This is a genomic window from Saccharothrix luteola (genome assembly GCF_020859565.1).
In the GTDB taxonomy this organism is placed as follows: domain Bacteria; phylum Actinomycetota; class Actinomycetes; order Mycobacteriales; family Pseudonocardiaceae; genus Actinosynnema; species Actinosynnema luteola.
Map to the genome: position 1 here is coordinate 23,011 of NZ_JAJHUO010000047.1, position 14,873 is coordinate 37,883.

11 protein-coding genes are annotated in these 14,873 nt (G+C 73.3%); 5 read left to right on the plus strand and 6 right to left on the minus strand.

Going from position 1 to position 14,873, the window contains the following annotated elements; translation table 11 throughout:
- Window positions 1-3: 3 nt before the first annotated feature.
- Window positions 4-1,194, minus strand: coding sequence for an AI-2E family transporter (locus LNK82_RS43475; protein WP_230572664.1), 1,191 nt, complete (start codon window positions 1,192-1,194; stop codon window positions 4-6).
- Between the two features lie 131 nt (window positions 1,195-1,325).
- Between LNK82_RS43475 and LNK82_RS43480 the strand changes: the two genes are divergently transcribed.
- The 3 genes from LNK82_RS43480 to LNK82_RS43490 all read left to right on the plus strand — a co-directional run bounded on the left by LNK82_RS43480 (window position 1,326) and on the right by LNK82_RS43490 (window position 8,141).
- A complete protein-coding gene (locus LNK82_RS43480; RefSeq protein WP_230572665.1) occupies window positions 1,326-3,521 on the plus strand; it encodes a translocation/assembly module TamB domain-containing protein in 2,196 nt (731 codons plus the stop codon).
- Between the two features lie 188 nt (window positions 3,522-3,709).
- Complete coding sequence (locus LNK82_RS43485; protein WP_230572666.1) at window positions 3,710-4,507, plus strand: hypothetical protein; 798 nt, start codon at window positions 3,710-3,712, stop codon at window positions 4,505-4,507.
- Window positions 4,508-4,706: 199 nt separating this feature from the next.
- Window positions 4,707-8,141 carry a hypothetical protein gene (locus LNK82_RS43490; protein ID WP_230572667.1) on the plus strand — a complete coding sequence of 1,145 codons (3,435 nt, stop codon included), beginning with the start codon at window positions 4,707-4,709 and terminating at the stop codon, window positions 8,139-8,141.
- A gap of 78 nt (window positions 8,142-8,219) precedes the next feature.
- On the opposite strand, the gene LNK82_RS43495 is transcribed toward LNK82_RS43490, so the two are convergent.
- The 3 genes from LNK82_RS43495 to LNK82_RS43505 form a co-directional block, all read right to left on the minus strand.
- Entirely contained in the window at window positions 8,220-9,002 is a 783-nt protein-coding gene (locus LNK82_RS43495; protein ID WP_230572668.1) for a sensor domain-containing diguanylate cyclase, read from the minus strand.
- A 66-nt stretch (window positions 9,003-9,068) separates the two neighbouring features.
- On the minus strand, window positions 9,069-9,953 hold the full coding sequence (locus LNK82_RS43500) for an exonuclease domain-containing protein (RefSeq protein ID WP_230572669.1): 885 nt from the start codon (window positions 9,951-9,953) through the stop codon (window positions 9,069-9,071).
- 25 nt (window positions 9,954-9,978) lie between these two features.
- Window positions 9,979-10,536 (minus strand): TetR/AcrR family transcriptional regulator, encoded by a 558-nt coding sequence (locus LNK82_RS43505; RefSeq protein ID WP_230572670.1) that lies wholly within the window; start codon window positions 10,534-10,536, stop codon window positions 9,979-9,981.
- Window positions 10,537-10,730: 194 nt separating this feature from the next.
- On the opposite strand from LNK82_RS43505, the gene LNK82_RS43510 reads away from it, so the two are divergent.
- Complete coding sequence (locus LNK82_RS43510; protein WP_230572671.1) at window positions 10,731-12,122, plus strand: hypothetical protein; 1,392 nt, start codon at window positions 10,731-10,733, stop codon at window positions 12,120-12,122.
- A 262-nt stretch (window positions 12,123-12,384) separates the two neighbouring features.
- On the opposite strand, the gene LNK82_RS43520 is transcribed toward LNK82_RS43510, so the two are convergent.
- On the minus strand, window positions 12,385-12,804 hold the full coding sequence (locus LNK82_RS43520) for a VOC family protein (protein WP_230572701.1): 420 nt from the start codon (window positions 12,802-12,804) through the stop codon (window positions 12,385-12,387).
- A 127-nt stretch (window positions 12,805-12,931) separates the two neighbouring features.
- Between LNK82_RS43520 and LNK82_RS43525 the strand changes: the two genes are divergently transcribed.
- A complete protein-coding gene (locus LNK82_RS43525) occupies window positions 12,932-13,315 on the plus strand; it encodes a hypothetical protein (protein WP_230572672.1) in 384 nt (127 codons plus the stop codon).
- Window positions 13,316-13,346: 31 nt separating this feature from the next.
- Here the strand turns inward: LNK82_RS43525 and dnaB are convergent, their stop codons facing one another.
- Window positions 13,347-14,708 (minus strand): replicative DNA helicase, encoded by a 1,362-nt coding sequence (gene dnaB, locus LNK82_RS43530; RefSeq protein WP_073897890.1) that lies wholly within the window; start codon window positions 14,706-14,708, stop codon window positions 13,347-13,349.
- Window positions 14,709-14,873: the final 165 nt, after the last annotated feature.

The window sequence follows — 14,873 nt, forward strand, 5'->3', positions numbered from 1 at the left end:
CCGCTACTGCCTGCCGCTGTGCTCCGCGGTCGGGTCCTCGCGGTCGTCGATGTCCTCCACCCGATCCCCACCGGTGTCCACCGGACCGCTCTCCTGCGGTTCCAGCACGTCGACCTGGCGCGGCTCCACGTCGCGGTCCGACTCCGACAGCAACGACCTGATCCCCGAGTTCAGCACCGCCAGCAGCGGCACGGACAGCAGCGCGCCCGCGATGCCGCCCACGACGAGACCGGTGGTGATCGCCAGCACCACGGCCAGCGGGTGCAGCTTCACCGCGCGCCCCAGCAGCAGCGGCTGGAGCACGTGGCTCTCCAGCTGCATCACGCCGATCAGCACGGCCAGGATGATCAGCGCCTCGATCGGTCCGTTGGCCACCAGCGCCACCAGCACCGCCACCGCGCCGGTGATCACCGCGCCCACGATCGGGATGAACGCGCCCAGGAACACCAGCGCCGACAGCGGCACCACCAGCGGCACGTCCACGATCCACAGGCCGATGCCGACGCCGACCGCGTCCACGACCGCCACCAGCGCGGTCGCCCGCACGTAGGACACGAGCGAGGCGAATCCGCGCCGGCCCGCCACGTCGGCCCGACCGCGCACGTCGCGCGGCACGATCCGGATCAGGAACCGCCAGATCGCGTCGCCGTCGTGCAGGAAGAAGATGAGCGTGAACAGGGCGAGGATCAGCCCGGTCAGCAGCTCGCCGACGGTGGCCGCCGTGGTGAGCGCCCCCGAGGTGATCTCGGTCTGGTTCTCCTTGACCGTCTCCACCACCCGGTCCAGGTACTGCTGGAGCTGGACGTCGCTCAGGTGCAGCGGCCCGTCCTTGAGCCAGCCGCGGATGGTGTCCAGGCTCGCGCTGACCTGCTCCTGCAACTGCGGCAGGCCCTTGGAGAACTCGGTGATCACGAACGTCAGCACGCCGCCGACGACCGCGATGCCGCCGACGAGCACCACGCCGGTGGCCAGGCCGCGCGGGATGCCCGCCCGGTTCAGCTGCGACACCGCGGGCGACAGCAGCGCGGCCAGCAGCAGCGCCACCCCGGTCGGGATGACGATCGTGGCCATGAACCCGACCACGTGGAACACCACGTAGAGCGCCGCGACCACGGCCACGAACCGCCAACTCAGGGCAGCCGAGACGCGCAGCAGCCGCGGCACCCTCTCGCTGATCTCATCACTCCGCGTCACGCCGATCACGGTAGCCCGGCCGGCAGCCGGGAGTGGGCCGGTCGGAGACGGCGGCGGGCATGTCGAACCCCACGTTTCGGATTGCGGCAAACCCTGGCGGAACCGGCACGGCGGGTGATCGGATCGCACGCGTGACCGCCGAGGAGACCGTCGAGGACGCCGTCCGCGCCGCGTTCGCCGCCGGACGCCCGCTGCGGTTCGACCCGAGGACGCCCAAGCGCGAGCGCACGGTCCGCGGCGAGCTGCTGTCCGCGCTGCTCACCGACGGCGCCACGCGGACCGCCGCGCTGAGGCTGGTCGGCGCGAACGTCGTCGGCTCGTTCGCGCTGGAGGGCGCGCGGGTCGACCACGTGGTCGACTTCCTGGACTGCACCTTCGAACGGCCGCCGGACCTGCGCATGGCCCGCCTGGTCGGCCTGCGGATGCGCGGCTGCAAGGTGCCCGGCCTGTGGGGCCGCAACCTGCGCGTCGGCAGCGACCTGGTGCTGGAGGCGGGCTTCACCAGCGACGGCGTGGTCGACCTGACCGACGCCTCGGTCGACGGTACGTTCCGGCTGGCGGGCGCCGTGCTGCGGAACAAGGGCGGCGACCACGCCCTGCTCGCCGCGCGCATCCGCCTGTCCGGCTCGTTGCAGGCCGTCGCGCTGCGCGCGGGCGGCGAGGTGCGGCTGCGCGGCGCGGACGTCGGCGGCAACGTGCACCTCGGCGGCGCGCGCCTGCTCAACGCGGGCCGGAACGCCCTGGACGCCACCGGCGTCGCCATCGCGGGCACCCTGTTCTGCGACGCCGAGGGCGGTCGGTTCACCGCCGAGGGCCGCATCCTGCTCGACGGCGCGCGGATCGGCGGCAGCGCCGTGTTCTCCGGCGCCCGCCTGCACGCCAGCGTGGTCGACCGACCGGTCCTGGTGATCCCGCGCGGCACCGCCGACGAGGCCGCCGCGCTCGTCGCCGACCGGATGCGGGTGGAGGGCAACGTCGAGCTGGACGACGGCTTCACCTCCTCGGGCACGGTCCGCCTGCCCAACGCCCACATCGGCGGCTACCTGCGGCTGTCCGGCGCGGTGATCGGCCGCCGGGACGCCGTGGAGGACCCGGCGGAGCACGCCGGCGAGGCCGTCCAGCGCATCCCGGTCGCCCTGCACGCGGACGGCATCCAGGTGCGCGGCGACCTCGAAGCGCGCGGCGCGGTCAACGGCGGCTTCCACGGCGACGGCGAACGCGACGCCGCGTTGAAGGCCTACGGCCAGGTGCGCCTGGTGGACGCGCACGTGCGGGGCAGCGCGTCCCTGTCCGGCGTCGAGCTGCACGGGCCGGGCATCGACGTCCTGTTCGCCGACCGGCTGCGCGTCGGCGGCACGCTGTTCCTCCGCGACCTGCGCGCCAGGGGCTCGCTGCGCCTGCAGAACGCCGAGATCGGCTCCACCCTCGACTGCTCCGGCGCGTCCCTGCTCTCGCCGCGCCGCCGTCCCGACGGCACGGTGAAGCCGTCGCTGGACGCCCGCGTGGCCACCGTCGGCAAGGACTTCCTGTGCAGCCACGGCTTCACCGCCGCGGGCGGCGTGCGGATCCGGCTCGCCGAGGTCGGCAAGATGGCCACGTTCGCGGGCGCGCGCCTGGGCGGTCCCGGCAGCGACATCGCGTTGAACGCCTACGGGCTCACGGTGAGCCAGCTCGTGCTGCGGCTCTCGGAGGACCGGATCCCGGTGGGCCGGGTCGTGCTGACGCGGGTCGGCGCGACGACCGTGATGGACGGGCCGGGGCTGTGGGCCGCCACCGGCGGTGTCGACGTGGAGGACTTCACCTTCAGCTCGATCTCGTCCACGCCGCACGTGGACGTGCGCACCCGGCTGCGCTGGCTGCGCGAGGTGCAGCCGGACTTCGCGCCCGGGCCCTACGAGCAGCTGGCGGCGGTGTACCGCGACGGCGGCGAGGAGGAGCTGGCGCAGCTCGTGCAGCTGGAGAAGCAGCACCGGCGCTACTCCGAGCTCGGCGTCGCCGGCCGGGTCTGGGGCTTCCTGCAGCGCTGGACGGTCGGCTACGGCTACCGGCCGTGGCTCGCGATCGCCTGGCTGACCGCGTTCTGGCTGGCGGGCGCGGGCTGGTTCCTCGGGCACGAGATGCCGAAGCTCAACGAGGACGAGTCGCCGTCCTGGAACGCCTGGCTGCTGTCGATGGACCTGCTGATCCCGATCGTGGACCTCGGCCAGGACGGCAAGTGGAAGTTCAGCGGCGCCTCGCAGTGGATCTCCAGCACCCTGATCGCGGTCGGCTGGATCCTGGCGTCCACGGCCGCCGCCGGCGCGGCCAGGGTGCTCAAGCGCGTCTGATCACCCACCGTCACGCCTGGAAGCACAGAGTGTTCGTCACACGATCCGGCGAACCAGGTGTGAATGGAGTGCGCCCGCGCCCCGCCTGCTGGCAGTCTCTCGTCGTCGGCTTGATCACCTCGATCACGTCGCCGGCGAATCCCAGTGCTCTTCGGCAATCCCAGTGCTCTTCGGCGGAGGTTCCAGCGATGTCGTGCGTTGACCAGCGAGTGGGAACGGGGGCGGGCCGCGTTCGGCGGCTGCTCTCCCGCGCCCTGCTGGTCGTCGGCGGCACGCTGGCGGGCACCGCCGCGGCCTGGGCGTTGTCCGCCACGGCGGCGTCGGCGCAGATCCCGGTCGTCGACCCGGTCACCGGGATCGCGCACGACTCGCTGCCGCCCCGTGCGGCGGAGGGCCCGGTCGAGGCCGCGTTGGCCCCGGTCGGCCGGGCCGTGCACGACCTCGACACCGCGCTGAGCACCCCGCGGGTGCCCGAGCCGAGCCCGCCCGACCTGCGTCGGGTCGCGGAGGACATCCGCGGCGCCGTCGAGGGCGTGCGCGACTGGTTCCGGCACCCCGCGTCCGAGCAGGCGCCCGTCGACGTGGTCGTCGACGGCGCCGTGACGCGGCACGTCACCGAGACCACCCCGGCCGCCACCGCCGTGCCGGTTCCCGCCGGCACCCCGGTGGTGCACGGGGTGTTCGGCAAGCTCAGCCGGTCCTGGCTGGACGCGCCGCGGCCGCAGGTCGTCGCGCCGTCCGGCGACGACGGGCCCTCCCTGCCGGGAGACCCGTCCGGACTGCCGTCGATGCCGTTCGCGCCGCTCGGCGCGCCGGCCCACTGCTCCTGCGGTGGCGACGGCTCCGGCTCCTCCGGCGGCGGCAACGGCCCGTTCACGGCCGTCTCCGCCGACCGCATCGACTCCGCGGTGGCCCGGGCTCTGTTCCCCGCCACCGAGCGGAACACCGTGACGCCGGGCAAGCAGCCCGGCATCACGCCCGACTGACCACAGCGCGCGGTCCGCGGCAGCTCATCGACGAGCTGACCCGGTACTCGACCGTCGCGCCGCTCGCGTGCGCTCCCACACCGGTCGAGATGCCGCGCTCCCCCTGAAGAAGAGACCCGGGTGGTCGTCGTCCCCGACGCGGTCGCCGCGTCCGACCACCCCTCACCTCCCGCAAGGGACACCGGAAGAAGGAGAACCCATGCAAACCTGGGCCAAGCGCGGTCTCCAGACCGCACTTGTCACTGGTGGTTTGCTGATGCTCGGCACGGGCATCGCTTCAGCCCAGGAGAACGTCAACCCCGACGCGAAACCGAACCCGCTCGACGCGAAGGTGCGCGTGCCGGTCGACGTCGACCACAACAACCTGGGCACCCTGGTCGGCAACCACGACCTGCCGAGGATCCACGAGGAGATCGGCACGCCGAGCGCGGCCGACCTACCCGTCCGCGACGTCGCCGTCCCGGCCAACCCCCTGGTCCGCACCGCGCAGGAGAGGGCGGCCGGCGTCGAGGCCACGGGCCTGACCCGCGGCAACACCGCCGACGCCGACGTGGTCGTGCCGGTCAGCGTCTGCGGCAACGCGATCGCCGCCGGGGGCAACGCCTACAGCGACGGCGTGTGCACCCAGTCGGCCACCAGCGCCGGCGAGATCAGGACCGACGGCTCCCGCGGCACGCTGGCCGGCAACGTGGCGCACGCCGCCGCCGCCGTCTCGCCCCAGGCCAACGGCAACGCCGTCGCGGTCCTGGCCAACGCCGAGTCCCACGCCGCGTCCTACCAGCGCGCGGTCGCGGGCGACAGCGTCCGGACCTCGGGCGAGGACGGCTCGCTGTCGGGCAACATCGCCGCCGTGCAGGGCGCGGTGCCCGCGCAGGTCACCAACAACGCGGTCGCGGCGGGCGGCAACGCCTTCAGCGCGGCCTCGTCGTCGAACGACGCCCAGGCCACCGGCTCGCTGAGCACCACCGGCGAGCGCGGCACCGCCACGGGCAACGTCCTCGGCGCACCGGTCGCACCGGTCCTCGCGGTCACCGGCAACGGCATCGGCGCCGCGGGCAACGCGGACACCGCCACCGAGAACCGGGCGTCCGCCGACGCGGGCACCACCCAGCGCGACCGGACCGACCTCCCGATGTGGTCGTCCACCTCGGGCAACGACGGCACCCTCGCGGGCAACGTGGTCCAGCCCGCGTTCGCCGGCCCCGTCGCCGCGGGCGACAACGCCCTGACCGGCGGCGGCAACGCGCAGGTCGCCAACGCGATGGCGCACGACGCCGAAGCCGGCGGCCACAGCTACACCTCCGGCCAGGACGCGGTGCTGTCCGGCACGTTCGCCGACGCGCCCGTCGCCCTGCCGGTCTCCGGCGCGGGCAACGCGCTGTCCGGCGTGGGCACCACGTCGGCCCGGCACGCGAACGAGGCCACCGCGGTCTCCGGCGGCGACACCTACACCAACGGCGACCGCTCCGTGCTGTCGGCCAACTCGGCGAACCTGCCGCCGGCCGGCGCGGCCGACCTGTGCGGCAACGGCGTCGCCGGCGGCGGCATCGCCGACGCGGACTGCCACAACGACGTCGTCGCGGACTCGGGCGGCTACAACGGCACGACCGGCAACGACGCGGTCGGCTCGGGCAACGTCGGCCAGGTGCCGCTCGGCGCGCCCGCCGAGGCGTTCGGCAACGGCGTCGGCGCGGCGGGCACGCCCACCGGCCGGGCCACCGAGAACAAGACCCTGCGCTCCGGCAAGGTCGCGACCAGCGTCGACGACAACGGCACCGGCTCCAGCAACGTGGTGTCCACGCCGACCGCGCTGGGCGGCCAGGTGTTCGGCAACTCGGGCGGCGCGGTCGCCAACCCGACGTCGAAGACCGACAGCGACACCGAGATCGACCTCGGCAACGCGCCGACGGCCAACGGCAAGCACGGCTCCGTCTCGGGCAACATCGTGCACGTCCCCACCTCGAACCCGGCCCAGGTCTTCGGCGACTCCGCGGTCGTGGTCGGCAACGGCTCGTCCGAGACCGACAGCAAGCTCGACTCCCGCTCCGGCGGCGCCGCCACCACCACCGGTGACGAGGGCTCCCTGTCGGGCAACGTGCTGTCGCTGCCCGAGGCGTCCTCGCCGCAGGTGTTCGGCAGCGCGATCGGCGCGGGCAGCAACGTCGAGTCGGAGAGCCGCAACCAGTTCGGCTCGCACTCGGGCGGCGACGTGCAGACCTCCGGCGACGACGCGTCGTTCTCGGGCAACGGCATCGGCGCGCAGCCGTCGATCCCGCTGCAGGTGTTCGGCGACGCCGTCACCGCCGCGGGCAACGGCGAGTCCCGGACGGACAACCGGACCGGCCTGATCGCCGGTGGCGGGCACCTGACCTCCGCCGAGGACAGCGCGTGGTCGGGCAACCTGCTCACCGCGCCCGCCGCGGTCACGCCGTCGGTGCACGGTGACGCCGTGACCGTCGCCGGTCTCGCGGACGCCGCGACCGCCAGCCGGTCGAGCAGCAAGTCCGGTGGCGTGACCACCACGAAGGGCAGCGGCTCGGTCACCTCCTACGACGTCGAGGCGCCGACCGAGGCGTTCGCCCGCCTGTTCGGCATCCCGGTGGACGTGCTCGGCACCGCCACCACGAACGCGCAGGACAGCAACGACGTGCGCACCGGCGACGACCGGGGCGACACCAAGCCGGTCGCCGACGCGAACCGGGGCATCCAGCTCCCGGCGAGCCTCGACAGCCTGCTGCGGGTCACCGAGCTGCCGACGCTGGACCTCGTGAGCGGGCTGGCCGGGTACACGGTGCCGGTGGGCCTGCCGGGGATCGGCGAGCTGCGCGGCCTGCCGCTCGACCGCCTCCACCAGGTCCAGCTGCCGGGCAGCGGCCTGCTGGCCAGGGCGGTCCCGAAGCCGGACGCGCCCAACCTGGACGCGCCCGACCTGGACGCGCCCGAGGTGGGCCTGCCGAAGCCCGCGCTGGGCAAGCGGGAGCTGTCGAGGGCCGGCGCCCCGGTCGCCGCGCTGTCGCAGGCCGAGCTGCCCGAGGCGAGCGCACCGATCGGCGCGCTGTCCCAGGCCCGGCTGCCCGAGGCCGCCAGGCCGCTCGGCGCGCTGTCACAGGCCGAGCTGCCGACCCAGCAGCTGCCGCGGCTCGACAACATCGTGCAGGCGCTGCACTACGGCCTGCCCCCGGTCGCCGAGGCGACCCGCGCCGCCCTCGAAGCGGCACCCCTCGCGGGTGTGCTGACCCGGTCGGTGCAGCCGGAGTCGGACGAGCGCTCGTTCGGCGGCAGCCTGCCGCTGGTCGGTGACCTCACCGCGACCCAGGGCCTCCCGGTCGTGGAGAGCCTGCCCGTGCACGAGGTGCCCGCCGGTCTCACCCCGGACGGTCGCGCCGTGTCGTCGCTGCCGATCGCGGCGCCGGCCGGGTTGCCGTTCGTGCTGCCCGTGCCCGGTGTGGCGCAGCCCCGCAGCGCGTCCCCGGCGGTGCCGCCGCTGGCGCTGAGCGGCCTGAACGTCAACCCGGTGCAGGGTGGCGTCGGTCCGACGCGGTTCACCGAGGCCCAGGCGCCCGCCCTGGCCGGCATCGACGCGCAGAGCGTCTTCAGCCCGCTCGAGGACACCACCGTGATGCCGCGGATCTGATCCACCGATCCGCACCTCCCGCGACCGGGCCCCTGGCACCTCAGTGCCGGGGGCCCGGTCCCGTTCGCGGGGGGCGGCTCACCGCCGCAGGCGTTCCTCGACGTGCGCGATCACCGAGTGCAGCGGCGCTTCGCCGTCGCTGGTCACCCAGCACACCCGGACCCCGGTGCGCACGCGTTCGCCGCCGAGCCGCACCGCACGCCCGGTCAGCTCGCGCACCCGTGCCGCGACCGCCTCGCCGCTGCCGTTCGGGTGCTCCGCGACCACGGCGAACGAGTCGCCGCCGTACCGCGCGACCGTGTAGTCGGCCCGTAAACCCTGGCGCAGCCGTTTCGCCAGCACGGCCAGCAGCTCGTCGCCGCGCTTGAAGCCGTGGGCCGCGTTCACCGCCGCCATCCGGTGCACGTCCGCCAGCACCAGGGACGCCAGCGTGCCCTGGGTGCGCGCCCGGATCAACGCCTGGTCCAGCCGGTCGAGCAGCAGCACCCGTCCCGGCAGCCCGGTCAGCGCGTCGAGCAGCCCGGCGCTGTGCGGCACGTCCGCCTGCACCGGCCGCAGCAGCACCAACACCTGCCCGCGCGCGCCGATCGGGTAGTACTCGGCCCACACCTTGGCGTGCGGCAGCACCACCGGGATGGTCAGCGGTGATCCGGTGCGCAGCACCTGCGCGGCCAGTTCGGCGCAGCTGGGCAGCGGGGCGCCGGAGTCGTCGCGGGCGCAGGCGTCACCGAGCAGCGACGACGCCATCGGGTTCGCGGCGAGCACCACGCCGTTCTCGTCCTGGAGCAGTACCCCGACCGGCAGTTCCGAGACGAACTCGTCCCACACCGCACGGGAAGCCGTTGTCTGCACGGTACTCATAGGACTCGTGCCTTCCGCTGAGGCATGGCCTGTCCGTGAAGAGCCTCCCCGCAGGTAGCGGGCTTTTCAATAGGCTCGACGCCACCCGGTCCGGTGATCTTTGACCGGCGGTGTAACACCGAGCAGGTCCAGCATCCCGGCGAAGTCCTCTTCGGACACGATCGGCACCCGGTACGCCCGCGCCCGCCGCGCCTTGCTCGACAGCGTGAACGGGTCGGCGGCCACGACCAGGCGGGTCGCCTTGGTCACGTGCCCCTGGCTGACCAGCCCCGCCGACGCGGCGCGGTCGACCCACTCCTCGCGCGGCGCGTGCATCCGACCCGTGAACACGACCCGGTCACCGCGCACCAACGTCACCAGTTCCGGCCGCCGCGACACCGGAGCCGCCGTGCCACGACGCACCTCGACCACGTCGCCGGCGAGCGGCACGCGCGGCACGGGCTCGGCCTCCGGCACGCCGGACCTCAGGTAGTGGGCGAACAACCGGGCCGTGGCGCGGGCGTCGTGCAACGCGGAGTGCGCCGAGTCGAGCACCACGCCGACCGCCTCGCAGCACGCCGCCAGCGATCGACCGGCCCGGCCCGGCAGGTACCGGTCGGCCAGGCGCATCGTGCACAGGCCCGTCACCGGCAGGTCCACCCCGGCGCGGGCGAACTCGGCGGTCAGGAACCGGGCGTCGAACGACAGGTTGTGCGCGACCACGACCCGTTCGGCGAGGCGTGCCGCCAGCGCGCCCGCGGCCTGCGCGAACGTCGGCGCGTGCCACACGTCGGCCGCGCGGATCCGGTGCACGTGCTGCGGCCCGAGGTCGCGCCCGGGGTTGAGCAGGGTGCACCACTCGTCGGTCACCCGGCCCGCGTCGTCCAGCCCGACGACGGCCACCTCGACCACCCGGTCCGCACCGCGCGCGGCGAACCCGGTCGTCTCCACGTCGACCACCGCGTACCCCATGATCGACGAACCCTACCGATCATGGTCACGTGCGCAGCGCGCGGAGCACGAGATCGACGACCGCGTCGGCGAAGTCCTCGGTCAACGGCGCCGTCCGCAAGAACCACCGCTGGTAGACGGGTCCCAACAACAACTCCACCGCCGCCGACAGGTCGACGTCGGGCCGTACGTCCCCCAACCGCCGGGCCGCGTGTAATCGCTCTTCGAGCGCCATCCGGCGCGGCATCAGCAGCAACGTCACCAGGTCCGTGCGGGACTCGTGCACCAACAGCCGGCACACCTGGTCGAACCGCCGTTCGGCCAGCTCCTCGGCCGCGGCCCGCAACTCCCGCTTGAGGTCGACGGCCAGCACGCCGCTGGGCAACTCGTCCGTGCCGGCCGGCCCGAACTCCAGGAAGGCGTCGAACAGCAACGGCCCCTTCGAAGGCCACCACCGGTAGATCGTCTGCTTGCCGACCCCGGCCCGGGCCGCCACCGCCTCGATGGTCAACCGGGAGTGGCCGAGCGCCTCGACCAACTCCAGTGCGGCCAGGAGGATCGCCCGCCTCGAACGGTCGCTGCGCCGCGCCGCGTCGGGTGGCATCCCTCGATCGTATGCGCAGTTCGATGGTGGGGGAATGACTCACCACGGGCGCAACCGGTGGCCTCGGAGCACCCGGAACGCCGACCGCGGTGTCGGTAGTTCGCCTGACATCGCGGCCGTCGCGGAGATCGTATGGTGCCGAAGTCGCCCGGCTGCCCTACCCGCACGCCGTGAATCCCAGGGGGATCGCAGCTTTGTCCTACCAGCCTCAACGTCCTCAGCACCGCCCGCAACCGCCGTACCCGCAACCGCAGTTCCCGCCACCGCACCACCCGCAGCCGCCGGCGCAGTGGACCGGGGCGCCGACCGGCCCGCCGAAGAAGCGCACGGGCCGGTTGGTCGCCGTGATCATCGTCGTGCTGGTGGTGCTCGGTGGCGCCGGCGGCGTGTGGTTCCGGCAGTCGGGTGGGGGCTCGTCGGCGGTGGGCGAGGACCTCCCGAAGAACTCGGCGCTGGGACAGCTGGCGTTCCCCGACCTGGGCGCCCTCCGGCACGGCGAGGGGGTCGACGCGCTGTGCGGCGCGCTGGAGGGGGCGATGACCGGCCGCGGCTACCGGCCGATCTCCCGGGCGGAGACGGAAGGCGGGATCAACTGCCGCTTCATCACGCCCGGCCTGTCCTTGTTGACCGACGGCGCGATCATGATGAGCTCCGACATCGCCAGTTGGCGAGGCGACGCGGACGACCGCTACCGGCGCTTCTTCGACCTGGCCGTGCGGCAGCGGGACGCGCAGCTGAAGAACCCCGGCTACGCGTCGAGCAAGATCGAGCACTTCCCCGCCGGCGACGGCGGGTACGTCTTCCACCGGGTGACGAAGGCGGTCGGCGCCAACGGCGCGCGGACCGACACAGAGGCGGTGTTCCGGTCGGGCGAGGACCTCATGTGGGTCGCGCTGTGGGGCAACGTCCACCGTGCCGCGAAGGACGGCGAGCGCGTGCCGGCCGACCCGCTCACCGAGGAGGTCACCTACGGGGAGATCTCCGACATCGTCAAGTCGCTCAGCGGCGACGGGCAGCCGGGCGAGCCGCGGATCACCAAGCCGGAACTGGCGCAGCACCCGACCCTGGCCGCGACGAAGGCGAACCCGGTTGCCGGTGGGACCACGACCGGGGACGTGTGCGGGAAGTTCGACGCGGCGGCCGGCCGACTGGGTGTCGCCCCCGTGCCCAAACGCGGTGGTTGTGCGTACGACCCGCCGGAGGGTGCGTCCTACGGCGAAGGTTCCGTGCACCGCACCGTCGAGATCGCCGTCGGAGTGGAGGAGGAGGACTCCAACACCCCCGCCGAGGAAGAGCTGGCGAGGGAGCTGAGGAGCCTGCTGGGACGGACGTCCGACGGGACGTACACCTTCGGGAAGGTGTACGACCTCCCGGTGGGCGACACCGGTTACGCCGTCTACTACACCGTGAAAGGTGGCGGGGGCAGCAGCTCGGGTTACGTGCAGGCCGGTTACGCGGTCGACGGCACGACGCACGTCCTGGTCAAGCTCGCCGGCAGGGTCAAGAAGGGCCGTGACCTGGTCGCACCGTCCGAGGAGGCCTTGGTCGCGGACCTGGTGACCGTCCTGACCGCGATGGGCGGCTGACGCGGAGCGGTTCGCGCCCGCTCGGCGCGCCGCGCCACCAGGTAGGAGTACGGGGACATGCCGTAGGCGTCGCGGAACTCGCGGCTGAGGAGTCCGGCGGGCAGGTCCACGGCGCGGGCGAGCGCGAGGACGTCCAACGGCCGCGCGTGCTCGCGGTCGATCCGGTCGCGCACGCGGCGCAACCGCGCGAGGTCTTCGAGTCGCTTCGCCTCGGCGCGTGCGCGCGCCCACGCGGGGTGGCACATGGCGTGGACCTCCCCGTTCAGCGGAGCTCTTGGATGCGGATCAGGTTGCCCGCGGGGTCGCGGAAGGCGCAGTCGCGGACGCCGTACGGCTGCACGGTGGGCTCCTGGACCACCTCGGCGTCGCCGGCCTGCACCTTCTCGAACGTCGCGTCGAGGTCCCGGGTGGCCAGCAGGATCCAGCCGTAGGTGCCCTTGGCCATCATCTCGGTGATGGTGCGGCGCTCGTCGTCGGTGACGTTGGGGTCGGCGGCGGGCGGCGCGAGCAGGATGGACGTGTCGGGCCGGCCGACCGGACCGACCGTGATCCAGCGCATCCTGCCCTGGCCGACGTCGCTGCGGACCTCGAAGCCGAGGGTGTCGCGGTAGAAGGCGAGGGACGCCTCGGGGTCGTCGTGCGGGAGGAAGCTCGTGTTGATCGTGAGGTCCATGGCGGTCAGCCTAAGCACGCCTGTTGACCTGCGCTTCTCGATTCGTGATCGCCTCGCGTGCACGGCGGCGCCTGACATGATCACCAGCCGGCCTCGGGCCGACCGACGGCTTCTTCGACCGGAAGGGGACGGTGCCGTGCAGACCGGCATCCTGTCGCTCGGGCTGCACCCGGGCGCGATCGACTACAGCCGGTACCCCGGCCTCGACGAGGACACGCTGACGGCCCGGATCGCCGCGGGCGAGGCGGCGCTGCGCGCGGAGGGGTTCGACATCGTGCCGTGCCAGGTCACCGCCGACCCGGACGAGGCCGAGCGCGAGGTCCGCGCGTGCGTGGCCGACCACCCGGTCGGGGTCGTGATGATCGGCGCGGGCGTGCGGATGGCGCCGGAGCACACCGTGCTGTTCGAACGCCTGGTGAACCTGCTCAACCACCTCGTGCCCGGCATCGTGTTCTGCTTCAACACCTCACCGGAGACCACGGTCGACGCCCTGCGCCGTGCGGTCCGCCCCACCCGCTGACCGTGGCCGCCGAGCTCCTGGACGGGCGCCGTCAGCCCTGGGCCAGGTCGGCGAAGCGGCTGTAGTGCAGCTGGTGGGCGACGGTGATGGTGGCCGTCGGGCCGGCGCGGTGCTTGGCGATGATCAGGTCCGCCTCGCCCGCGCGCGGGTCGTCCCGTTCCCAGGCGTCCGGGCGGTTGATCAGGATCACCATGTCCGCGTCCTGCTCCAGCGAGCCGGACTCACGCAGGTCGGACAGCTGCGGGCGCTTGTCGGTCCGCTGTTCGGGGCCTCGGTTGAGCTGGCTGATCGCGATCACCGGCACCTCGAGCTCCTTGGCGATCAGCTTCAGGTTCCGGGAGAACTCGGAGACCTCCTGCTGGCGGGACTCGGTGCGCTTGCCCGACGACATCAGCTGGAGGTAGTCGACCACCACCAGCCGCAGGTCGTGGCGCTGCTTCAACCGCCGCGCCTTGGCCCGGATCTCCATCATGGTCAGGTTCGGCGAGTCGTCGACGAACAGCGGCGCCTCGCTGATCTCGCTCATCCGCCGCGCCAACCGGGTCCAGTCGTCGTCGCTCATCCGGCCACCGCGCATGTCGCCGAGCCGGATGCGGGCCTCGGCGGAGAGCATGCGCATGACGATCTCCGTGCGCGACATCTCCAGCGAGAAGATCGCGCTGGTCAGCCCGTGCTTCACCGAGCAGGACCTGGCGAAGTCCAGTCCCAGGGTCGACTTGCCGACACCGGGCCGGGCCGCGACGATGATCATCTGACCCGGGTGCAGCCCGTTGGTCAGCTCGTCGAGGTCCGCGAAACCGGTCGGGATGCCGAGCGACGAGCCGCCGCGCGAGGCGATGGCGTCGATCTCGTCCATGGTCGGCTGGAGCAGCTCCTCCAGCACCACGTAGTCCTCGGTGGTGCGGCGCTCGGTGACCTCGTAGATCGCCGCCTGCGCCCGGTCGACCACCTCGTCCACGTCCGCGCCCTCGGCGCCGTTGTAGCCGAGCTGCACGATCCTCGTGCCCGCCTCCACCAACCGCCGCAGCACGGCCTTCTCCGCCACGATCTCGGCGTAGTAGGAGGCGTTGGCCGCCGTCGGCACGGTGGCGATCAGCGTGTGCAGGTACGGCGCGCCGCCGACGCGCAGCAGCTCGCCCCGGCGCTCCAGCTCGGCGGACACCGTGATCGGGTCGGCCGGCTCGCCGCGCCCGTACAGGTCGAGGATGCAGTCGTACACGGCCTGGTGCGCGGGCCGGTAGAAGTCGTTGGGCGCGAGGACCTCGACCACGTCGGCGATCGCGTCCTTGCTCAGCAGCATCCCGCCGAGCACCGACTGCTCGGCGGCGAGGTCCTGCGGCGGCTGCCGTTCGAAGCCGGGCTCGGCCATGCCCCGGTCGTCCACCAGCGCCACCGTGAGCTCACCCCAATCTGCTGCCGTGCGGATGTTGTACCTCGTGGGTCCGACAATGTCCGCCACGCCACGCCCCGTGGTCCAGCGACGCTAGAGCCACCTGGATGGCGTAGGCAAACCCACCTGTGGACAACTCGGTGGACAGCTTGGGGATGGCCGCGCCCA